Annotated in this window: 18 protein-coding genes and 4 pseudogenes; 11 read left to right on the top strand and 11 right to left on the bottom strand. The window is 64.6% G+C overall.

The window, feature by feature from the left end; genetic code table 11:
• Positions 1-104 precede the first annotated feature (104 nt).
• Positions 105-404 (top strand): putative quinol monooxygenase, encoded by a 300-nt coding sequence (locus AC1RAA_RS09645; protein ID WP_492732521.1) that lies wholly within the window; start codon positions 105-107, stop codon positions 402-404.
• On the opposite strand, the gene AC1RAA_RS09640 is transcribed toward AC1RAA_RS09645, so the two are convergent.
• The 3 genes and pseudogenes from AC1RAA_RS09640 to AC1RAA_RS09630 form a co-directional block, all read right to left on the bottom strand.
• Positions 401-1,126, bottom strand: coding sequence for a DsbA family protein (locus AC1RAA_RS09640; RefSeq protein WP_492732519.1), 726 nt, complete (start codon positions 1,124-1,126; stop codon positions 401-403). The two genes, AC1RAA_RS09645 and AC1RAA_RS09640, sit on opposite strands and share 4 nt — an antisense overlap.
• A pseudogene (locus AC1RAA_RS09635) lies at positions 1,120-2,013 on the bottom strand (MBL fold metallo-hydrolase); the annotation flags it as partial. The pseudogene AC1RAA_RS09635 and the gene AC1RAA_RS09640, both read right to left, overlap by 7 nt.
• Positions 2,014-2,133: 120 nt before the next feature.
• Positions 2,134-3,051, bottom strand: a complete 918-nt coding sequence (locus tag AC1RAA_RS09630) for a LysR family transcriptional regulator (RefSeq protein WP_487849267.1) — start codon at positions 3,049-3,051, stop codon at positions 2,134-2,136.
• A gap of 100 nt (positions 3,052-3,151) precedes the next feature.
• Here AC1RAA_RS09630 and AC1RAA_RS09625 point away from each other — a divergent pair, with 100 nt between their 5' ends.
• From AC1RAA_RS09625 to AC1RAA_RS09615, 3 genes are read left to right on the top strand one after another with little or no spacing between them, the layout of a single operon-like run.
• Complete coding sequence (locus tag AC1RAA_RS09625) at positions 3,152-4,099, top strand: hydroxymethylglutaryl-CoA lyase (protein ID WP_492732517.1); 948 nt, start codon at positions 3,152-3,154, stop codon at positions 4,097-4,099.
• Positions 4,096-5,295, top strand: a complete 1,200-nt coding sequence (locus AC1RAA_RS09620) for a CaiB/BaiF CoA transferase family protein (protein WP_159272594.1) — start codon at positions 4,096-4,098, stop codon at positions 5,293-5,295. The genes AC1RAA_RS09625 and AC1RAA_RS09620 overlap by 4 nt, the downstream gene beginning before the upstream one ends.
• 39 nt (positions 5,296-5,334) lie before the next feature.
• The gene (locus tag AC1RAA_RS09615) at positions 5,335-6,333 is read left to right on the top strand and encodes a Bug family tripartite tricarboxylate transporter substrate binding protein (RefSeq protein ID WP_492732515.1); all 999 of its coding nucleotides are present in this window, start codon (positions 5,335-5,337) and stop codon (positions 6,331-6,333) included.
• Positions 6,334-6,381: 48 nt separating this feature from the next.
• On the opposite strand, the gene AC1RAA_RS09610 is transcribed toward AC1RAA_RS09615, so the two are convergent.
• From AC1RAA_RS09610 to dnaG, 4 genes are all read right to left on the bottom strand, one after another.
• Positions 6,382-7,509 carry an HPP family protein gene (locus AC1RAA_RS09610; protein ID WP_492732513.1) on the bottom strand — a complete coding sequence of 376 codons (1,128 nt, stop codon included), beginning with the start codon at positions 7,507-7,509 and terminating at the stop codon, positions 6,382-6,384.
• Between the two features lie 12 nt (positions 7,510-7,521).
• Positions 7,522-8,760, bottom strand: coding sequence for a multidrug effflux MFS transporter (locus AC1RAA_RS09605; protein ID WP_062470580.1), 1,239 nt, complete (start codon positions 8,758-8,760; stop codon positions 7,522-7,524).
• 107 nt (positions 8,761-8,867) lie between these two features.
• Positions 8,868-11,231, bottom strand: a complete 2,364-nt coding sequence (gene rpoD / locus AC1RAA_RS09600; protein ID WP_095950669.1) for an RNA polymerase sigma factor RpoD — start codon at positions 11,229-11,231, stop codon at positions 8,868-8,870.
• Between the two features lie 296 nt (positions 11,232-11,527).
• On the bottom strand, positions 11,528-13,555 hold the full coding sequence (dnaG, locus tag AC1RAA_RS09595; RefSeq protein WP_492732510.1) for a DNA primase: 2,028 nt from the start codon (positions 13,553-13,555) through the stop codon (positions 11,528-11,530).
• Here dnaG and AC1RAA_RS09590 point away from each other — a divergent pair.
• The 7 genes and pseudogenes from AC1RAA_RS09590 to AC1RAA_RS09560 form a co-directional block, all read left to right on the top strand.
• Positions 13,537-14,493, top strand: a pseudogene (locus AC1RAA_RS09590) (YihY/virulence factor BrkB family protein); the annotation flags it as partial. The gene dnaG and the pseudogene AC1RAA_RS09590 sit on opposite strands and share 19 nt — an antisense overlap.
• Positions 14,494-14,747: 254 nt before the next feature.
• Positions 14,748-14,930 carry a YodC family protein gene (locus AC1RAA_RS09585; protein ID WP_492732508.1) on the top strand — a complete coding sequence of 61 codons (183 nt, stop codon included), beginning with the start codon at positions 14,748-14,750 and terminating at the stop codon, positions 14,928-14,930.
• A complete protein-coding gene (locus tag AC1RAA_RS09580; RefSeq protein WP_492732506.1) occupies positions 14,927-15,193 on the top strand; it encodes a DUF6953 family protein in 267 nt (88 codons plus the stop codon). Before AC1RAA_RS09585 ends, AC1RAA_RS09580 begins: the two co-directional genes overlap by 4 nt.
• A 165-nt stretch (positions 15,194-15,358) precedes the next feature.
• Positions 15,359-15,616 (top strand): annotated as a pseudogene (locus tag AC1RAA_RS09575) (helix-turn-helix domain-containing protein); the annotation flags it as partial.
• A gap of 91 nt (positions 15,617-15,707) precedes the next feature.
• Positions 15,708-16,613 (top strand): hypothetical protein, encoded by a 906-nt coding sequence (locus AC1RAA_RS09570; RefSeq protein WP_492732504.1) that lies wholly within the window; start codon positions 15,708-15,710, stop codon positions 16,611-16,613.
• Between the two features lie 41 nt (positions 16,614-16,654).
• On the top strand, positions 16,655-16,819 hold the full coding sequence (locus AC1RAA_RS09565) for a hypothetical protein (protein ID WP_492732502.1): 165 nt from the start codon (positions 16,655-16,657) through the stop codon (positions 16,817-16,819).
• Entirely contained in the window at positions 16,812-17,075 is a 264-nt protein-coding gene (locus tag AC1RAA_RS09560; RefSeq protein WP_492732500.1) for a hypothetical protein, read from the top strand. The genes AC1RAA_RS09565 and AC1RAA_RS09560 overlap by 8 nt, the downstream gene beginning before the upstream one ends.
• A 20-nt stretch (positions 17,076-17,095) precedes the next feature.
• Here the strand turns inward: AC1RAA_RS09560 and AC1RAA_RS09555 are convergent, their stop codons facing one another.
• The 4 genes and pseudogenes from AC1RAA_RS09555 to AC1RAA_RS09540 all read right to left on the bottom strand — a co-directional run bounded on the left by AC1RAA_RS09555 (position 17,096) and on the right by AC1RAA_RS09540 (position 19,523).
• A complete protein-coding gene (locus AC1RAA_RS09555; protein WP_492732497.1) occupies positions 17,096-17,857 on the bottom strand; it encodes an HNH endonuclease in 762 nt (253 codons plus the stop codon).
• Between the two features lie 142 nt (positions 17,858-17,999).
• Positions 18,000-18,257 (bottom strand): annotated as a pseudogene (locus AC1RAA_RS09550) (helix-turn-helix domain-containing protein); the annotation flags it as partial.
• 136 nt (positions 18,258-18,393) lie between these two features.
• Complete coding sequence (locus AC1RAA_RS09545) at positions 18,394-18,603, bottom strand: hypothetical protein (protein ID WP_492732496.1); 210 nt, start codon at positions 18,601-18,603, stop codon at positions 18,394-18,396.
• Between the two features lie 161 nt (positions 18,604-18,764).
• The gene (locus tag AC1RAA_RS09540) at positions 18,765-19,523 is read right to left on the bottom strand and encodes a 3-hydroxyacyl-CoA dehydrogenase (protein ID WP_354347228.1); all 759 of its coding nucleotides are present in this window, start codon (positions 19,521-19,523) and stop codon (positions 18,765-18,767) included.
• Positions 19,524-19,643 lie beyond the last annotated feature (120 nt).

Below are 19,643 nucleotides of genomic sequence, written 5' to 3'. Positions count from 1 at the left end.
GGCCGCGATCTTCAAGGGGCGATTGAAGGAGTTTCGGGGCGAGGGGGCTTTTTCATGTGCGGGTGTCGCCGCAGACTGCAGGCATCCGAACTTCAAAACGACCCATGAGCACCACGCCCCTCATCAGCATCGCCGTCCTGAAGGCCAAGACCGGCCAGCGCGAGGCGCTGCGTGACGCCCTGAGCGCGCTGGTGGCGCCCACGCGGCAGGAGCCCGGCTGCCTCGACTACACCTTGTTCGAGCTGCGCGACGAGCCCGGCAGTTTCTACATGCGCGAGTCGTTCCAGGACCAGGCCGCGCTGGACGCGCACTTCGCCACGCCGTATTTCCAGGCCTTCGAGAAGCGGTTCGACGAGCTGCTGGACGCGCCGATCCGGCTGGTGTTCCTCGAGAAGGTCGCCTAGATCGCGCAGCCGTCGGGGCCGCAGGCTTCGGATGCCGTTGCAGACGGCGCCGGCGCGACGAAGGTGGCGAGCTGCGCCTTCCAGTCGTCGGCACGCCCCAGCCACGGCCCGATGTCGATGCGGCCCGCGCTGCCATCGGCCTGCGCCAGCACGAAGGTCGGAAAGCCCTGGCCGCCCGCGCGCTGCAGCAGGTCGCGGCTCGCGGCGATGTGCCGCGCGGTGGCGTCGCCCGTGTGCTGCTGGAAAGCCGTGGCGAAAGCGTCGGTATCGAAGCCGAGTTCAACCGCCAGTTCGGCGAGCACGCCAGCCTCCGCGATGCGCTGGCCTTCGACATAGTGGGCCTGCTGCACGCGGTGCGCCATGTCGAGCCCGCCGCCCGCGCGAAGCGATTCGGCGGCGAGGATGGCGGTGATCGGCGGTTCGGAGTCCATCACCGCGCCGGTGTCGCGCAGCAGGCCTTCGAAGTAGGCCTCGCCGAAGGGCTGGCCCGTGAGTTCGGCGATGCGCCTGTCGTGCGGGATCACATAGTCGCGCCACTGCGGCGTGATGGGGCGGCGGTTGGCGCCGGTCATCATGCCGCCGGCGTGGAGCTCGACGCGCAGGCCCGGCACGGTGCGCGCGGCCTCGACCAGCGGCGCGGCGGCGTAGCACCAGCCGCACAGCGGATCGAAGATGCAGTGCAGCGTGGCGGAGTCGACGTTGTTGTTGGTTATTGGGGCCACTTCATTTCTCCCTTGATGACCTTGGCGCCGAGCTCGAGCGACGAGGCGTCCTCGAGCTTCGGGTAGCGCTGCTTCATGGCGGCGATCAGCGCGGCCGAGTCCTTGGCCTTCGTTGCTTCGGTTTCGAAGGCCTTCAGGTAGTCGCGCGTGAACTTCACCGAGGCCACGGTGTAGGGCGCCGAGCCGTCGGCGTTCGGCAGGTAGTGGCCGGGCACCACGGTCTTGGGGTGCAGCGCGGCGATGCGGTCGAGGGTCTTGAGCCAGTCGCGGCGCGACTGCACCGTCTGCGTGTCGGCCACCCAGACGTGGATGTTGGCCGACACCGGAATGCCGCCGACCACCGCCTTCAGCGAGGGAATCCACGCGAAGGTGCGCGCGGGCGAGGGGCCGTCCAGGCCGACGACCTGGATCTTCTTGCCTTCGAGCGTGAGGCTGTCGCCGGCCAGCGGCTCGGGCACGACCAGCGCCTGGGGCGCGTTGTCCTTGAGGATCGGGCCCCAGTGCGCGAGCTTGCCGTCCTTGGAGGCCTGGATGGCGGCCACGGTCTGCGGCGTGGCGACGATCTTCGCGTCGGGGAAGGCGGCGCGGATCACGTCCAGGCCGAAGTAGTAGTCGGGGTCGCTGTGGCTGATGTAGACCGTGGTCAGCTTCTTGCCGCTGTCCTTGATCTTCTGCACCAGCGCCTGCGCGTCGTTGCGCTGGAACTGGGCGTCGACCAGCACGGCATCGGTGGCGCCGGCGACGAGCACCGACGACACGGGGAACATCGACTTCGTGCCGGGGTTGTAGACGTCGATCTTCAGCGGCTGGGCGGCCTGGGCGGCGAGCGGCGCGAGGGCGAATGCGGCGGACAGGGCGGCGGCGGCAACGAGGGTTCTGCGGAACATGGCGGTGTCTTTCGGTCGATGGGGTTGAGGGTGACAGCGTGAACAGACCGAATGTTAGGTTGCGCGAAACGAAACAAAAACCACCGCCAGCACAATGGATCGTTTCGGTTATCGGACGAATCAGGCGGCTTCCGCGCGGTCCGTGGCGCACCGCTCGAGGTGCGCGACCAGCAGCTGCGCCGAGGGCGACAGCGCCGCCTCGCTGCGAAAGCAGATCGCGAAGCGCCGGCGCGCCCAGTCGTCCGTGAGCGGCATCAGCCGCAGCCCGAAGGCCTCGGTGAACGGCCGGGCGACCTCCGCCGGCACCACGCTGATGGCCAGCCCGGCGCGCACCACGCGCAGCGCGGCGTCGAAGTTGGACACCAGCACGCGGTACACGAGCGGCTTGCCGGCCACGGCCGCTTCGCGCGCCAGCATCAGCTGCACGGCGCTGAGCGCGGGCATGCCGACGAATTCGTGGTCGAGCACCTGCTCGAAGCGCACCGCGTCGTGGCGGGCCACGGGGTGCGACGGGTGGGCCACGATGGCCAGGTGGTCCGAGCGGTAGTCGCGCCGCTCCAGCCCGTCGAGGTCGGCCGCGTCCCAGCACAGGCCGATGGACGCGATGCCCTCGCGGATGCCGCGCACGATCTCGGGGCTCACGCGCTCTTCCATGTCGACGCGGATGTTGCGGTGCGCCGGGTCCTGCAGGAAGCCGGCCACGTCCTCGGCCAGCGATTCGGCCATGACCGAGGCCGAGGCCAGGATGCGCACGTGCCCGCGCGCGCCGCCCGCGTAGGCGGCCATGTCGCGCTCGATGCGGGTGGCGCTGCCGAGCATGGCGCGCGCGTGTTCGAGCAGCGTTTCGCCGGCCGGCGTGGGCACCACGCCGCGGCGCTTGCGCAGCAGCAGCGGCGTGCCGACCGTGTCTTCGAGCTGGGCCAGGCGCTTGCTGATCGCCGAGCCGACGATGTTCGCCTGCTCGCCCGCGCGCGCGATGCTGCGGCTGTCGCAGACGGCGACGAACAGGCGCAAGGTGGTCAGGTCGAGGTCTCTCATGAAGTTCCAATCTGGAAGCAAACGGCTTCCAAAATATACCTTCAGGACTGAATCGGAACTTCTACGATCGGCGTCATTCCCTCACGACGGAGACACGCTCTTGATTCACGCCTTCCTGCCGCCGCGCGCGGTCGTCCGCGAAGTGGGCCTGCGCGACGGCCTGCAAAGCATTGCCCGCGTGCTGCCAACCGCACGCAAGCTCGAATGGATCCGCGACGCGCACGCGGCCGGCCAGCGCGAGATCGAGGTCGGCTCGTTCGTGCCGGCGCACCTGCTGCCGCAGCTGGCCGACACGGCCGAGCTGCTGGCTTTTGCGAAGACGCTGCCAGGGCTTTTCGCCTCGGTGCTGGTGCCCAACCTGAAGGGCGCCGAGCGCGCCATCGCGGGCGAGGCCGACCTGATGATGGTGCCGCTGTCGGCCAGCCACGCGCACAGCCTGGCCAACCTGCGCAAGACGCCCGACGAGGTGGTGGCCGAGGTCGGCCGCATCCGCGCGGCGCGCGACGCGGCGGGCTCGAAGACGCTGATCGACGGCGGCGTCGGCACGGCCTTCGGCTGCACGCTGCAGGGCCATGTCGACCCCGACGAAGTGCTGCGCCTGATGCAGGCGCTGCTCGATGCCGGTGCCGACCGCGTGAGCCTGGCCGACACGGTGGGCTACGCCGATCCGGCCATGGTGCGCAGCCTGTTCGAGCGCGCACTGCACATCGCGGGCGACCGCCTGTGGTGCGGGCATTTCCACGACACGCGCGGGCTGGGCCTGGCCAATGTCTACGCCGCGCTGGAAGTTGGCATCACGCGCTTCGACGCCTGCCTGGCTGGCATCGGCGGCTGCCCGCATGCACCGGGCGCGAGCGGCAACGTCGACACCGAAGACCTCGTCTTCATGCTCGAGAGCATGGGCGTGCAGACGGGTGTCGATCTGTCGAAGCTGCTCGATCTGAGGAAGCGCGTGGCCGTCTGGCTCGACGGCGAGACGCTGCAGGGCACGGTGTGGCGCGCGGGCTTTCCGAAGACCTTTGCACTGGCGGAAGGCGTCGCCGCATGAGCACCGAAGCCAAACGCCTGCCGCTCGCGGGCATCCGTGTGGTCGAGTTCACGCACATGGTCATGGGGCCGACCTGCGGCATGGTGCTGGCCGACCTGGGCGCCGAGGTCATCAAGGTCGAGCCCATCGACGGCGACCGCACGCGGCACCTGCTGGGCGCGGGTGCGGGCTTCTTCCCGATGTTCAACCGCAACAAGAAGAGCATCGCGCTCGACCTGCGCCATCCGCAGGGGCTCGAGGCCGCGCTGCGCCTGTGCGCCACGGCCGACGTGGTGGCGCAGAACTTCCGGCCCGGCACGATGGACAAGTACGGCCTGGGCTACGCCGCGCTGGGCAAGCTCAATCCGCGCCTCGTGTACGTGAACCACACGGGCTTCCTGCCCGGCCCGTACGAGCATCGCACCGCGCTCGACGAGGTGGTGCAGATGATGGGCGGCCTGGCCTACATGACGGGGCGCCCCGGCGATCCGCTGCGCGCGGGAACGAGCGTGAACGACATCATGGGCGGCATGTTCGGTGCCATCGGCGCCATCGCCGCGCTGATGCAGCGCGCCGAAACCGGCCGGGGGCAGGAAGTGCAGTCGGCGCTGTTCGAGAACAACGTGTTCCTGGTCGGCCAGCACATGCTGCAGTACGCCATCACGGGGCAGGCGGCCGCGCCGATGCCCGAGCGCATCTCGGCCTGGGCGCTGTACGACGTGTTCACCGTGAAGGACGGCGAGCAGATCTTCCTGGCGGCCGTGAGCGACGCGCAGTGGAAGACCTTCTGCGACGCGCTGGGCTTCGACGACCTGAAGGCCGACGCCACCTTGCAGACCAACAACGACCGCGTGCGCCTGCGCCCGACCTTGCTGGCCGCGCTGCGCACCCGCCTGGCCGACCGTTCGGCCGCCGAGCTGTCGGCGATCTTCGAAGCGCGCGGCCTGCCGTTCGCGCCGATCACACGGCCCGAAGACCTGTATGCCGATCCGCACCTGCAGGCCACCGGCGGCCTCGCGGACATCCGCCTGCCCGATGGCGAGCGGGCCGGCGAGATGGCGCAGACCACGCTGTTCCCGATCACGCTCGGCGGCGAGCGGCTGGGCGTGCGCCTGCATCCGCCGACGCTGGGCGAGCACACGCGCGCGCTGCTGGCCGAGCTGGGCTACGCGCACGAACAGGTCGAGGCGCTGCATGCCGAAGCGGCCGTGGCCTGATTTTTCAAGCACCGACAAAGACAAAGAGAGACAAGACCCATGAGCCCGATTCCGTTTTCCTCTTCTTCATTCAACCGCCGTGCGTTGCTCGGCCTGGGGGCGTCGGCGGTCGTGCTGTCGGCCGCCCGCCCGGTGTTCGCGCAGGGCAGCGACAAGCCCGTGCGCTTCATCCTGCCGATCAGCGCGGGCTCGGGCGTGGACGCCATTGCGCGCGCCGCCTCGGTCGCGCTCGGCAAGGCGCTGGGCCAGCCGGTGGTGATCGAGAACCTGCCGGGCGCCGGCGGCATCACCGGCACCTCGGCCGTGATCAAGGCCCCGCCTGACGGGTTCACGCTCGGCATGGTGTCGAACAACCACGTGATCAACCCGAGCGTGTTCAAGAAGATGCCTTTCGACGCCATCGCCGACATCACGCCCATCAGCGTGGTGGGCGCCACGCCGCTGGTGCTGGCCGTGAACCCGAAGCTGCCGGCCAAGAACGTGAAGGAGCTGGTGGCGCTGCTGCGCGCGAAACCCGAGGGCTACAACTACGCCTCGTCGGGCAACGGCACCATCATCCACCTCGCGGGCGAGATGTTCATGGACGAGGCCGGCGTGAAGGCGCGGCACATTCCGTACAAGGGCACCGGGCCGATGGTGACCGACATGATCGCGGGGCAGGTCGAGATGGGCGTGGTCGCGCTGCCGGCGGTGCAGCCGCATCTCAAGAGCGGCGCACTGCGCGCCATCGGCCTGTGCGGCTCGGCGCGTTCGCCGGCCGCGCCCGAGATTGCGACGATCGCGGAGCAGGGGCTGCCGAACTACGCGGTCGAAGGCTGGTTCGCGGTGATCGGCCCGCCGAAGATGCAGCCGGCGGACGTGAAGCGCGTGCACGAGGCCATCGTGGCCGCCTTTGCCGCGCCCGAGGTGCGCGAGGCGATGGACAAGCAGGGCAACATCGTCAAGCCCACGTCGCCCGAGCAGGCCGCGAGCTACTTCCGCAGCGAGGCCGCGCGCTATGCGGCGCTGGTGAAGAAGGCGAACGTGGTGCTGGAGTGAAGCCTTGCGCCTTCCCCTTCGCGAGAAGGGGAAGGCGACGTGCGGGCCCTACGCCGGGCTCACTGCGCGGTACAGCGCCCGCACGAAATCCGACTGCGTGATCATCCCCGTCAGCCGCTTCTCTTCATCGATGATCGGAATGTGGTGGTGGCCGCCTTCGGAGAACAGCGGCACCAGTTCGACCACCGGCCGGTCGGCGCTGGCCACGCGCACCTGGCGCGTCATGATCTGGCCGACCACCTCGGGCTTGTTCGACATCACCGTGCGCGTGGCGCGGATCAGGTCGCGCAGCCGGCCCGCGATGCCGTCGTGGTGCTGCAGGTCGAGCTGGCGGAAGAAGTCGGCCTGCGTGACGATGCCGACCACGCGGCGCGTGCGGTCGGTCACCGGCAATGCCTTGATGCGGTGCTGGTGCATCAGCGTCCAGGCCTCCTGCAGCGGCGTGCCGAACTCCACCGAGATCGGCGTGCGCGACATGATGTCGGCGCAGTGCAGCGTGCCCAGGCGGCGCTTGTACGACTCGAGCTCGGTCTGCTGGATGAGCGACTCGAGGTCGTCGCGGCTGATGTCGAGCACCTGGTTGTAGCGCGCCAGCACGGCGTCGATGTCGGCCTGGCTGAAGCGCGCGTCGGGCGAGGGCGGGCGCGCCACCTGCACGTGCGGATAGCGCCGCCCCGTGAGCGTGTTGTAGGCCACGCCCGCCAGCACCAGCAGCAGCGAGTTCACGAGCACCGGGAACAGCGCCGCCGAAAAATCGGTGGTGTGCGTGAGCACCGCCAGCAGCGCCGCCGCGCCGCCGGGCGGGTGCAGGCAGCGCGTGAAGAACATGAGGCCGATGGCCAGCGCCACGGCCACGGCGGCGGCCACGGCGGTGTCGGGAATCCAGCTGGCGCAGGCGATGCCCACCAGCGTCGACAGCGTGTTGCCGCCGATCACTGACCAGGGCTGCGCCAGCGGACTGGCGGGCACGGCAAACACCAGCACGGCGGTGGCGCCCATCGGTGCGACCAGCCACACCGCGTGCTCGAGCGGGACGGACAGCCAGCGGCACAGCAGGCCGGTGATCAGCAGCCCGATGCCTGCGCCGCCCACGGCGCGCAGGCGCTCGCGCGCGTTGACGTTGGAAGGGCCCGGGAGCCAGGCGCGCAGATAAGTCCACAGTGCGGCGAATCGCATCCCCCGTCCCCCTCAGGCTTCTTCGTGAGCCACCCGACGCCCGATGTCGGGCCAGCGGTGGTGCAGCCAGACCCAGGCAACCAGCCCGATCGTGAGCATCAGCGCGGAGGTGAGGGCCAGTGCCAGCGTGGAGTGCATCACCAGCGGCGCCACCGCGCCGGCCACGACGCCGTTGGCGGTGGAGCCGATCACGGCCTGCAATGACGAGGCCATGCCGCGGCGCTCGGGGTGCAGGTCGAGCACGAGCAACGTGACCACCGGCACCATCAGCGCCCAGCCGAAGGCGAACACCGCCAGCGGCCACACGGCCCAGGCCACATGCGCCTGGAAGAAGATGTTGGCCACCACGTTGACCACCGAGGTGACCATCATGATCAGGAAGCCGTCGCGGATCTGCCGCTTGGGCGCCACCTTGCCGGCCATGCGGCCGCTGGCGCGCGCGCCGAGCATGATGCCGCCGATGGTCAGCAGGAAGAACCAGAAGAACTGCTGCGGCTGCAGCGCGAGGTGGTCGCCCAGGAACGCGGGCGCGGCCAGCACGTAGAGGAACATGCCGTTGAAGGGCACGCCGCTCGCGAAGGCCAGCAAGAGAAAGCGCGGGTCGGAGCACAGGTCGCGGTAGCCGCGCATCAGGTGGCGCACCTGGAAGGGCTGGCGGTGGTCCTTGTGCAGCGTCTCGGGCAGCAGCTTGTAGTTGGCGACGAACAGCACCACGCCCACGGCCACGAGGAACCAGAAGATCGAGTGCCAGCCCGCGTGCACGAACAGGAAGCCGCCCACGATGGGCGCGATGGCCGGCGCCACGCCGAAGTAGATCGTGACCTGGCTCATCACCCGCTGCGCCTCGGCCGGCGGGAACATGTCGCGGATCACGGCGCGCGACACCACGATGCCGGCACCGGTCGACAGGCCCTGCAGGCCGCGGAACAGCACCAGCTGCGTGATGTTCTGCGACAGCGCGCAGCCCAGCGAGGCCAGCGTGAACACCGCCAGCCCCCACAGCACCACCGGCCGGCGGCCGAAGCTGTCCGACAGCGCGCCGTGGAACAGGTTCATGAAGGCGAAGCCGAACAGGTAGGCCGACAGCGTCTGCTGCATCTCGGCCGGCGTGGCGCCGATCGATTTCGCGATGCCCGAGAAGGCCGGGATGTAGGTGTCGATGGAGAAGGGCCCGAGCATGCCCAGCACGGCGAGCAGCACGGCAAGCGCCCAGCGCGGGGCCTGCCAGAGTTTGTCTGCGTCGGGATTCATGGAAAGGCGGCTCCGTTGTACTTGTGTGTTGTGTGTCGGTGGAAAACGAGAACGCCCGCCGCCCGGGTGAGGGGCAAGGCGGGCGCTTGGGCTTCAGCGAACCTGGATTACAGGGTGTCGATGAAGCTGCGCAGCTTGTCGGAACGCGACGGGTGCTTCAGCTTGCGCAGCGCCTTGGCTTCGATCTGGCGGATGCGCTCGCGGGTCACGTCGAACTGCTTGCCGACTTCTTCCAGTGTGTGGTCGGTGGACATCTCGATGCCGAAGCGCATGCGCAGCACCTTGGCTTCGCGCGGCGTGAGGGAGTCGAGGATGTCCTTGACCACGTCGCGCAGGCCGGCTTGCATCGCGGCCTCGATGGGGGCCGTGTTGCTGCTGTCCTCGATGAAGTCGCCCAGGTGCGAATCGTCGTCGTCGCCGATGGGGGTTTCCATCGAGATCGGCTCCTTCGCGATCTTCATGATCTTGCGGATCTTGTCTTCCGGGATCTCCATCTTGGCGGCCAGGATGCCGGCGTCGGGCTCGAAGCCGAACTCCTGCAAGTGCTGGCGCGAGATGCGGTTCATCTTGTTGATCGTCTCGATCATGTGCACCGGGATGCGGATGGTGCGCGCCTGGTCGGCGATCGAGCGGGTGATGGCCTGGCGGATCCACCACGTCGCGTAGGTCGAGAACTTGTAGCCGCGACGGTATTCGAACTTGTCGACCGCCTTCATCAGGCCGATGTTGCCTTCCTGGATCAGGTCGAGGAACTGCAGGCCGCGGTTGGTGTACTTCTTGGCGATGGAGATCACGAGGCGCAGGTTGGCCTCGATCATTTCCTTCTTGGCATCGCGCGAGGACGATTCGCCCTCGTTCATGCGCTTGTTGATGTCCTTGAGCTCGGTCAGCGGCACCACCACGCGCGACTGGATGTCGGTGAGTTTCTGCTGCAGTTCCTGCACCGGCGGGATGTTGCGCGCGAGCACGGCGCTCCAGGGCTTGCCGGCCGCGGCCTGCTTCTCGACCCACTTGAGGTTCAGCAGGTTGGAGGCGATGCGGTTGCCGTTCTTGTCGAAGCCGCTGAAGTCGCGGATGAACTCGTCCTGCGGGAAGCCGCACTTGTCCACGATGATGCGGCGCAGTTCGCGTTCCTTCTTGCGCACGTCGTCCACCTGCGTGCGCACCAGGTCGCACAGCTTCTCGATGGTCTTGGCCGTGAAGCGGATGGTCATCAGCTCGTCGGACACGGCCTGCTGGGCCTTGGTGTACGCGGGCGTGCCGTAGCCTTCCTTCTCGTAGATCTTGTGGATCTTCTCGAACATCTCGGCGATGCGGTCGAAGCGCGAGAGGGCTTCGTTCTTGAGTTCTTCGAGCTTCTTGGTCAGGGCCTTGGAGCCGCCCTTGCCGTCGTCGTCGTCTTCTTCGTCGAATTCGTCGAAGTCTTCTTCGGCCACGTAGTCGTCGGCCTCGTTGGGGTTCGAGAAGCCGTCCACGATGGTCGAGATGACGACCTTGCCTTCACGGATGGTCGCGGCCATTTCGAGGATCGCGGCGATGGTGGCGGGGGAGGCCGAGATGGCTTCCATCATGGCCATCAGGCCGCCTTCGATGCGCTTGGCGATTTCGATTTCGCCTTCGCGCGTCAGCAGCTCGACCGTGCCCATTTCGCGCATATACATGCGGACCGGGTCGGTGGTGCGGCCGAATTCGCTGTCCACCGTGGACAGAGCCGCTTCGGCTTCTTCCTCGGCTTCTTCCACCGTGGTGGCGGTGGGCGCGGTGTTGTTCAGCAGCAGGGTTTCGGCGTCGGGCGTCTGCTCGTACACCGCCACGCCCATGTCGTTGAGCATGGTGACCACGACTTCCATGGTCTCGGCGTCGACCAGCTTGTCGGGCAAGTGGTCGGAGATTTCGCCGTGCGTGAGGTAGCCGCGGGTCTTGCCCAGCGTGATCAGGGTCTTCAGGCGCGAGCGGCGCTTGGCCAGGTCTTCTTCGGAGAGCACGGTCTCGTCGAGGCCGAACTCCTTCATCAAGGCGCGTTCCTTCGCCTTGCTGATCTTCATGCGCAGCGGCTTGACCTTCTCTTCGGTGGTCGCGACGGCCGCGGGCTCGTCACCGGCCAGGTCTTCCTCGATGTCCGACAGGTCGATGTCGCTCTCGCCGGCTTCCTTGGCGGCCTTGGGCTTGCGCCCGCGCTTGGCGCCGGTGGCGGGCGCGGCGGCAGCGCCGGCGGCCTTGGGCGGACGGCCAACTTTCTTGGCGGCGGGGGCAGCCGTGGCAGTGGCCGCGGCTTTTTTTGGATCGTCGAGAGAGGTCGATTTCGTGGGCACGGTTTTCACTTTCGTTGCGGCTGCCGTTTTGGACGCGGCGGCAGCCGTCTTGGTTGCCGGTTTGGCACCGGCTTTCAGCGGTTTCTCTGCTGCGGGCTTGGTGGCAGCGCTCTTGGCGCTTTTGGCAAGTGAAGGAGCAGGCTTCTTTGAACTGGGCATACGACCTCGTTACGACAAGAAAAGACAAGCGGGATCACAGGCGCGCTGTCACGCGGACAGCACCACCATGCCCGTGCACAGGCACGGACAAAACAATTGGGAAACGAGGAATTAATTCCTCACCAGGCAAGATGTCGGGCGAACATTTGGTGTGCAGTCCTTGCGGTTATTGACCCTTTCCGCCGGAATTTACCGTTGGAGTGCGTTGCGCTAGGGGTCGGCCCGGAGGTGCTGCTGTCGCTCTTGCCTAATTTCGCCAGTTGCGAAGCCCTACATTATAGCCTGTTGCGCAAATTTCAAGCAGTATCTGTCCCCGACGCGCGAATGCGGTCTCGCAATTCGAGCCGGCGGGCTTCCAGTGCCTTGTAGCGTTCCAGGGCTTTCGGGTCTTTTCCAACCGAAGCGATGGCCTCGCTCTGCTGGGCCTTGAGCCGGTCGTCGAGCATGAAGTCAAGCACGCTCCCCAGTTCCTTGGCGGCCTCGGCCAGGTGCTGTTCTTCCTCGCCCTCGGGCACCGGCCCGGCCTCGGAAACGCTCATGAGGCGCTCGGCCAGCGGCGCGAAATCGAGCCCGCGCAGGCCTTCGCGCAGCGCCGCCCAGGGCTGCACGCCGTGCTCGTGCAGCTGGCTGTCCAGCCAGGTGAAGAGGGCGCCGTGTTCGCCCGGCAGGTCGCACAGCATCACGTGCAGCTCGTGGGACAGCGCCTCCCACTGCGCCATGTTCGACAGCACCAGCCGCACCGCCACGTCGGGCCGGCTCGGCGGCTTGCCGCGTCCGCGCAGCGGCTCGATGGGCTCCTCGAACTTGCCGCCCCAGCGCTTGCCCTTGGTGAACTTGCGCGGCTGGAACTTGGGTTTGCTCTCGTTTTCGTAGCGCGGCGGCTCGTAGTCCTGCGTCGGCGGCATGTCCGGGTAGTAGTCGCCGGGGTCGTTGCCGTAGCTGTCGGGTTCGCTGTGGCGCTGCGGCGCCTGGGATGGTGCGCCGGCGCCCTTGCGCGGGCCGGGCGCGGCTGTGGCCCACAGGTCGGACAGCGCGGCGGCGTCGAGCTGGACCAGCGTGGCGATCTCGCTGAGCAGCTGTCGCTTGAGCGCACCGTCGGGCATGGCGCTCCAGAGCGGGCGCACGTTGCTGGTCATGTGGGCGCGGCCCTCGGCGGAGCTCAGGTCGCAGCCTTCGCGGGCGGCTTCGAGCATGAAGCGCGACAGCGGCGTGGCCTCGGCCACGAAGCCCGCGAAGGCCTCGGCGCCGTGCGCGCGGATGTAGCTGTCGGGGTCGTGCTCGGCCGGCAGGAACAGGAACTTGATGCTGCGCGTGTCGGTGGCGTAGGGCAGGGCGCCGTCGAGCGCCTTGCGCGCGGCGCGGCGTCCGGCGGCGTCGCCGTCGAAGCTGAACACCACCGATTCGGTGAAGCGGAAGAGCTTCTGCACATGCTCGGTGGTGCAGGCGGTGCCCAGCGTGGCCACCGCGTTCGGAAAACCGAGCTGGGCCAGCGCCACCACGTCCATGTAGCCCTCGGTGACGAGCGCGTAGCCGCGGTCGCGGAAGGCGGCGCGCGCCTCGTACAGGCCGTAGAGCTCGCGGCCCTTGCTGAAGACGGGCGTCTCGGGCGAGTTCAGGTACTTGGGTTTTTCGTCGCCGAGCACGCGCCCGCCGAAGCCGATGCACTCGCCCTTGACGTTGCGGATCGGGAACATCACGCGGTCGCGGAAACGGTCGTAGCGCTTGGCTTCCTCGTCGCTGAGCTTGCCTTCCTCGTTGTTGACGATCACCAGCCCGCTCTCGGCGAGCAGCGGGTCGTCGTAGTCGGGAAACACGCTGGCCAGCGCGCGCCAGCCGGCCGGCGCATAGCCGATGCCGAACTGCTTGGCGATCTCGCCCGACACGCCGCGGCCCTTGAGGTAGTCGATGGCGCCGGGCGCCTGGCGCAGCGCCTTGCGGTAGGCGTCGCCGGCCTTCTCGAGCACGTCGGTCAGCGTGGCCTGTTTCTGGCGCTGGCTGGCGGCGCGGGCGCGTTCGGCGGGCGAGACGTCGTCCTCGGGCACGACCAGGCCGTACTGGCCGGCCAGATCGTGCACGGCTTCGACGAAGCCCATGCCCGCATGTTCCATGAGGAAGCCGATGGCGTTGCCGTGCACGCCGCAACCGAAGCAGTGATAGAACTGCTTGGTCGGGCTGACCGAGAACGAGGGCGACTTCTCGCCGTGGAAGGGGCACAGCCCCATGAAATTGGCGCCGGCCTTCTTGAGCTGGACGTAGCGGCCGACGATTTCGACCACATCGGCGCGCGCGATGAGTTCCTGGATGAATGAAGCGGGGATGGTCATGGCTGCGGGGAGCGGTAAATCATACGCAAGCGCACGGGCGGCATACTGAACCCCGCCGCAAATCCACATCACGCATGAAGACGCCTCTGCCTTTGCAACACGCCGCGCCGCTGCTGCGCCATCCGCTGCGCTTCGTCTGGGGCGCGCTCAAGGACTTTCGCGCCAACCAGGGCCTGCTGCTGGCGGGGGCGGTGGCGTACTACGCGCTGCTGTCCATCGTGCCGCTGCTGATCGTGAGCGTGATGGCGCTGTCGCACGTGATCGACCAGGCCGAGCTGCTGCGCACCATCGGGCGTTATCTCGAATGGCTGCTGCCGGGGCAGTCGAAAGCGATCGTGGCCGAGCTGTCGAGTTTCCTGGACCACCGCTCGGTGCTCGGTCCGGTGCTGCTGGTGACGATGATCTTCTTCAGCTCGCTGGCGTTCAGCGTGCTCGAGAGCGCGATGGCGGTGATTTTTCACCACCGCAAGGACGATCACAAGCGCCATTTCCTGGTGTCGGTGGCGATGCCGTACCTCTACATCCTGAGCCTGTGCGCGGGGCTGCTGCTGGTCACGCTGGTGTCGGGGGCGCTGCAGCTGGTGGGGCAGGAAAGCGTCGACCTGCTGGGGCGCAGCTGGTCGCTGTCGGGCATTTCGGGCCTGCTGCTGTACCTGCTGGGGCTGGGCGGCGAGATCTTCATGCTGACCTCGCTCTACCTCGTGATGCCGGCCGGGCGCATGTCGCTGCGGCATGCGCTGCTGGGCGGCGTCACGGCCGCGCTGCTGTGGGAGGCCACACGGCGCGTGCTGATCTGGTACTTCTCGACGCTGTCGCAGGTGAACATCGTCTACGGCTCGCTCACCACGGCCATCGTGGTGCTGCTGAGCCTGGAAATCGCCGCCATGCTGGTGCTGCTCGGGGCCCAGGTGATCGCGAACTACGAGCGCCTGGACCGCACCGGCAGCACGAAGCCGCCGGCGTCCGAGATCAGCGAGGGGCCAATCGAATCGCTCCGTCCAGACGAATCACCTCGCCGTTGAGCATGTCGTTCTCGATGGCAGATGCCTTTACAGATCCCCTGCCGAGAATTTGATCCGGATAAAACCTGATCCCGAAATTGAGCCCATGGGCCGTGACCCTCTTGAAGTCGTCGGTATGGACCCTCATCTTCGGGGTTCAACCAATTTCAGAGACGAGGAGTAGAAGAGGAATGACATACAAATTCGAAGTGGGTGATGTGGTGAAACTGGCGTCCGACGGCCCCGACATGACGATCAAGGCTCAGCCGAGCGAGCCCGGTCGTCGCTACTACACCCAGTGGTTTGCAGGTAAGAAGCTCGAACAGGGTGAGTTTTACGAAGACCAACTTGTATTGGTCAAGAAGAAGCCGTGACCGCTGACGATCTGGCGAAGTGGATGCAGGATCGGCTAACCGACCAATCTTGCGTCTACCAAGACGAATCGGTGGACGTTGGCATCAAAGCTCATGCAGAGCATCTCTACCGGATCAATGATGACGGGAACATCGTGCTCGCCAAGGAAGTGCTTGCAGCGTTCCGAAAGCTGAACGAAACGACTGCGGTTTGGGTCAAGCCTGATCGATACTGGCGGTGGCGGTGTTCGACCGATGAGCCGGGGCGCGAGCAGCGCGGGTAACAAAAAGGACCTTTGCGGTCCTTTTTCTTTGAGCAATCTCTAAGATTCGCTCACTCGCCTGTTGATTGCCGCCGAAAATTGACCCAGCTAAAGCAGTAATTTCCGTCTAAGACTGACCCACGTAAAACCCTACCCTGCTGTTTTTTAAAGCAGGGGATCCTAGGAGTGATAGACGTGGCGACATTGAGTGTCATCAGACGCTGGGCCCTGCGCGAGCAGATGTCCATTCGCGAGATAGCCAGGCGTACAGGCCTCTCTCGCAACACCGTAAAGAAGTACCTGCGAGCCGGCGATGAAGAGCCGCGCTACGCCAAGCGGACGAGTTCAAGCAAGCTCGATCTCTATGCCGAGAAGCTCGCGACCTGGCTCGCGATCGAGGCAACCAAATCGCGCAAACAGCGGCGCAATCTGCGGCAGATCCACACACTCACCAGAAATTAAGTTAATGGGCGCTAACTTTTGGCGTCACTTACAGATTGAACGGCGGCCAGCCACCGACGATGATCCACGGCTCATGAAAACATACACGCACCCAGAAGAAGCTGTCTCCGAAATCAAGACCGACCTGACGAAGCTAGTACGAGCTGCGGTATTGGAGTTGCTAGAGAAGAAGCACATGTACCAGTCAGTCGTGGTAAATGTTGATGGCGCAGTCGCTGGGCACCGGCTGAGTCCACCCAAGTTTCAGAAAGAGCACATCGACGACCGCTTTGCTAACAGCGCTGATTGGCCTTGGTACGTCCAGGAGAGGGGCGCCGGCCGGTTTCCAGTCTTTGGTTCGGAGATTTTCGAGTCGAACGACATCACGTGGGAGGCGCCGCACATCAAGACGTATTGCACGAAGTGCAAGCGCCAAGAGCCATACAGCCTTACGTCTGTAAGTAACCTTCTGAATGCATCTAACAACCATGTGGGTGGCATACAGACAGACAAGGGCAAGGTTGAGTTCTATGTCCTTTCCTACGTCTGCCAGTCGTGTAGAGGCGTCCCAGAGGTGTTTGTCATCCGCCGTCTTGGCAACCGTTTGACACTCGTGGGTCGCGGTCCGATGGAGCATGTGGAAGTGCCGAAGGAAATCCCTGATGAGGTGAGAAAGTTTTACTCCGGGGCGGTCGTGGCGTATCAGGCCGGGCAACCACTCTCCGGCGTCTTCATGCTTCGTACCCTCATCGAGCAGTGGGCTCGTCTCTTTGCCACGACGACAGACAAGGCAGATGTGATCATGGATGAGTACATGGATACGCAGCCCAAGGATTTCAGCAGCAAGTTTCCTTCGCTTCGAGAAATCTACGGCCAACTGAGTGTCGCCATCCACTCGGCGACGGTGACTGACGGGTTGTTCGAAAGCACAGCATCGGCGATCTGCAAGCACTTTCGAGCACGGGATCTCTTCGAGCTTCCTGGGCCTCCGAAGAAGTAGGGTGCTCGGTCATAAATAAGGTGAGCAATTAAAGGCTCACCATGACCGAACTACTCTTCGTCCTCACACCCCTCGCAATCGGCGCTCTGCTGATCGCCACGTACAACCTTCGCCGCAACCTGAAGCGATCCAAGCTACAAGCACAGCTCGCACAGTCGAAGTACCAACTGCTCCTGGCTGTGCAGACGGAGCTTCCCCTTGAGTGACATCCACGGCATCAGCAGGTACGAATGGAAGTTCGTAGCGAACGCATCCCGGGCCGACTTCGAGTTGCTGGTTGTCGCTGAGGAATGGAAGGTGCTGGACAACCTGGCCGAAAAGGTCAGGTACTACGGCACTCAGTTCGAACCAGAGGTTGGTCATCAAGATTTTCTGGATTTGTACGACTACACGGTGCAGTACCTTGCCCAGAACAACGAGCTACAGCCAGCGCTTCAAAGCATCGTTGGCAGGCTGGGTTGAACGCAGGGATCGCTACCTACTTAGCGAAACGAAGCGATGTTTACTTCAGGAAAATTACTGCGCAAATAGTTCAGTAATGGGTAGTAGGCTTCGAGAAACTTCCGTCCTGCCGCATCGATCCTCGTCTTTGCATTTGCCTTGTCTTGATACGGCAACGCAGGATTCAGTTTTAAAACTAGTTCGGCTGAAGCGGATTCAGGATTGATGTAGACGGAAATCCCGTTTACTGAGGCGGTTAATTCGCCGTACAGTGCGTCAAAACCTTCAACAAATGAAGTATAAAGAATTTCGAGCTTCGAATCGTTAAACGGCCGGCAATGGGGGTTGTCGATGGGGAACGCCTCAATGGCACTTTGGATCTCAAAAATTCTAGGAAGAAAGTTGATTGGGAGAAATTCAACTAAAGCCGGGATTTGAGTAAATGGCAAATACCTCAGGAGTGCTGAAAGGCCGGCAATGTCTAGATGCTTATTTGAGTGCTCTGCGAGATTGGTTCTTACCCGCAGTTCATGATCATTTTTTATTGTGTGAAGTCGTTCAACCGTGTAGGCCTCCTTATTGCCATCAACAATGCCGTGGTGATTGCGGCATAGAAGAATTAAATTCTCATAGGAGTCCCGATCTCCAGGAAAGTCAGCATCACCTCTAGGACCGTCATCGCTTTGGGCAATGATGTGTGCCATCTCGCCGATCTTCACGTCCTCGATGAAAACACTCATTCCGCAAATACTGCAGCAACCTGCTGCTTTTCCAAATAGCTCCGCTATGACTCGGTCTTTCATCGCAACCCCATGTTTTTAAGCAAGATTATTCTTGCAACATCATCTTACACGTTGTCCGCCCTAAATGCGGAATCAGTAGATCGGGAGTGACTCCTGTGAGGCGTTCCAGATCAGTCGCTGGCCTTGCTTGAACATTCGGTGTGTGGATCTGCCGCAGATTGCGCCGCTGTTTGCGCGATTTGGTGGCCTCGATCGCGAGCCAGGTCGCGAGCTTCTCGGCATAGGGATCGAGCTTGCTTGAACTCGTCCGCTTGGCGTAGCGCGGCTCTTCATCGCCGGCTCGCAGGTACTTCTTTACGGTGTTGCGAGACAGGCCTGTACGCCTGGCTATCTCGCGAATGGACATCTGCTCGCGCAGGGCCCAGCGTCTGATGACACTCAATGTCGCCACGTCTATCACTCTTAGGATCCCCTGCTTTAAAAAACAGCAGGGTAGGGTTTTACGTGGGTCAGTCTTAGACGGAAATTACTGCTTTAGCTGGGTCAATTTTCGGCGGCAATCAACACGTTCACCCTCTGCGTGACAAATTGGCTGTCTAGATAAGCTTGGAATCGACGGGCGGAGGCCAAATGCCGGTCGCCTCCCGGATCGCAAGACGGAGATCTTGGACCTCTTGGTACACCGCCTTGAATTTTGCGTTGTCATAGCGTTCCTCGTCTTTCAGGATGAGGAGGTATCGAAGTTTCAAGAGCTGCTCGAGTTCTTCGGCAAGGCGTTCTTCGAGGGCTCGGACCACGTTGTTCACTGAACTACCTGAAAAAGATAGGAGCGAATCTGGTGATCCCATTTCCGGCTCCCGCTTACCCCACTAAATTCGCGGCTTGGATCAAGTGACCGAAATCGATAATCACCCTAAATCGCATTGCTGCAAAAAAGGGAGCGCGAAGCTCCCTATTCATGCGACTTTTAGCGAGGGGCCAATCGAATCGCTCCGTCCAGACGAATCACCTCGCCGTTGAGCATGTCGTTCTCGATGATGTGCTTGGCCAGCTTGGCGTAGTCCTCGGGCGTGCCCAGGCGCGAGGGGAAGGGCACGCTGGCTGCCAGCGCGTCCTGCACCTCCTGCGGCATGCCGAACAGCATGGGCGTGCCGAAGATGCCGGGGGCGATGGTCATGTTGCGGATGCCGCTGCGCGCGAGGTCGCGGGCGATGGGCAAGGTCATGCCGACCACGCCGCCCTTCGAGGCGCTGTAGGCGGCCTGGCCGATCTGGCCGTCGTAGGCTGCGACCGAGGCGGTCGAGATCAGCACGCCGCGCTCGCCTGTGGCTTCGGGCTCGTTCTTGCCCATGGCGTCGGCCGCCAGGCGGATCATGTTGAAGCTGCCGATCAGGTTGACCGTGACGGTCTTGCTGAACACGGCCAGCGCGTGCGGGCCGTTCTTGCCCACGGTCTTCTCGGCCGGCGCGATGCCGGCGCAGTTGACCAGGCCCATCAGCTTGCCGAGCTTGACGGCGGCAGCCACCACGGCTTGGCCGTCGGCTTCCTGGCTCACGTCGCACTTGACGAACACGCCACCGATTTCCTTCGCAACGGCTTCGCCCTTGTCAGCCTGCATGTCGGCGATCACCACCTTGGCGCCGTTGGCGGCCAGCATGCGCGCCGTGCCTTCGCCGAGGCCCGAAGCGCCACCGGTCACGATAAAAACTTTGCCGTCGATCTGCATTGAGAGTCTCCTGAAATGAGACCCGCATTATCGAAGACGGCCGCCGGACAAAAAAAAGGCCTCGTCGTGAGACGAGGCCCTGAATTGGATCCGTGAGGACCCAAGGAGACAACTGGTGGT

It is taken from the genome of Variovorax sp. GW823-FHT04F07 (assembly GCF_058795995.1).
Note: the sequence above shows the minus strand (reverse complement) of the source record. Positions and strands in the feature narration are given on the sequence as shown.

What these genes read in the sequence shown, in the direction of transcription:
- AC1RAA_RS09540 (WP_354347228.1), bottom strand. Translation starts at nt 19,523, where the DNA reads ATGCAGATCGACGGCAAAGTTTTTATCGTGACCGGTGGCGCTTCGGGC.
- AC1RAA_RS09565 (WP_492732502.1), top strand. Translation starts at nt 16,655, where the DNA reads ATGACCGAACTACTCTTCGTCCTCACACCCCTCGCAATCGGCGCTCTG.
- AC1RAA_RS09620 (WP_159272594.1), top strand. Translation starts at nt 4,096, where the DNA reads ATGAGCACCGAAGCCAAACGCCTGCCGCTCGCGGGCATCCGTGTGGTC.
- AC1RAA_RS09615 (WP_492732515.1), top strand. Translation starts at nt 5,335, where the DNA reads ATGAGCCCGATTCCGTTTTCCTCTTCTTCATTCAACCGCCGTGCGTTG.
- AC1RAA_RS09605 (WP_062470580.1), bottom strand. Translation starts at nt 8,760, where the DNA reads ATGAATCCCGACGCAGACAAACTCTGGCAGGCCCCGCGCTGGGCGCTT.
- AC1RAA_RS09610 (WP_492732513.1), bottom strand. Translation starts at nt 7,509, where the DNA reads ATGCGATTCGCCGCACTGTGGACTTATCTGCGCGCCTGGCTCCCGGGC.
- AC1RAA_RS09645 (WP_492732521.1), top strand. Translation starts at nt 105, where the DNA reads ATGAGCACCACGCCCCTCATCAGCATCGCCGTCCTGAAGGCCAAGACC.
- AC1RAA_RS09570 (WP_492732504.1), top strand. Translation starts at nt 15,708, where the DNA reads ATGAAAACATACACGCACCCAGAAGAAGCTGTCTCCGAAATCAAGACC.
- AC1RAA_RS09555 (WP_492732497.1), bottom strand. Translation starts at nt 17,857, where the DNA reads ATGAAAGACCGAGTCATAGCGGAGCTATTTGGAAAAGCAGCAGGTTGC.
- rpoD (WP_095950669.1), bottom strand. Translation starts at nt 11,231, where the DNA reads ATGCCCAGTTCAAAGAAGCCTGCTCCTTCACTTGCCAAAAGCGCCAAG.
- dnaG (WP_492732510.1), bottom strand. Translation starts at nt 13,555, where the DNA reads ATGACCATCCCCGCTTCATTCATCCAGGAACTCATCGCGCGCGCCGAT.
- AC1RAA_RS09585 (WP_492732508.1), top strand. Translation starts at nt 14,748, where the DNA reads ATGACATACAAATTCGAAGTGGGTGATGTGGTGAAACTGGCGTCCGAC.
- AC1RAA_RS09630 (WP_487849267.1), bottom strand. Translation starts at nt 3,051, where the DNA reads ATGAGAGACCTCGACCTGACCACCTTGCGCCTGTTCGTCGCCGTCTGC.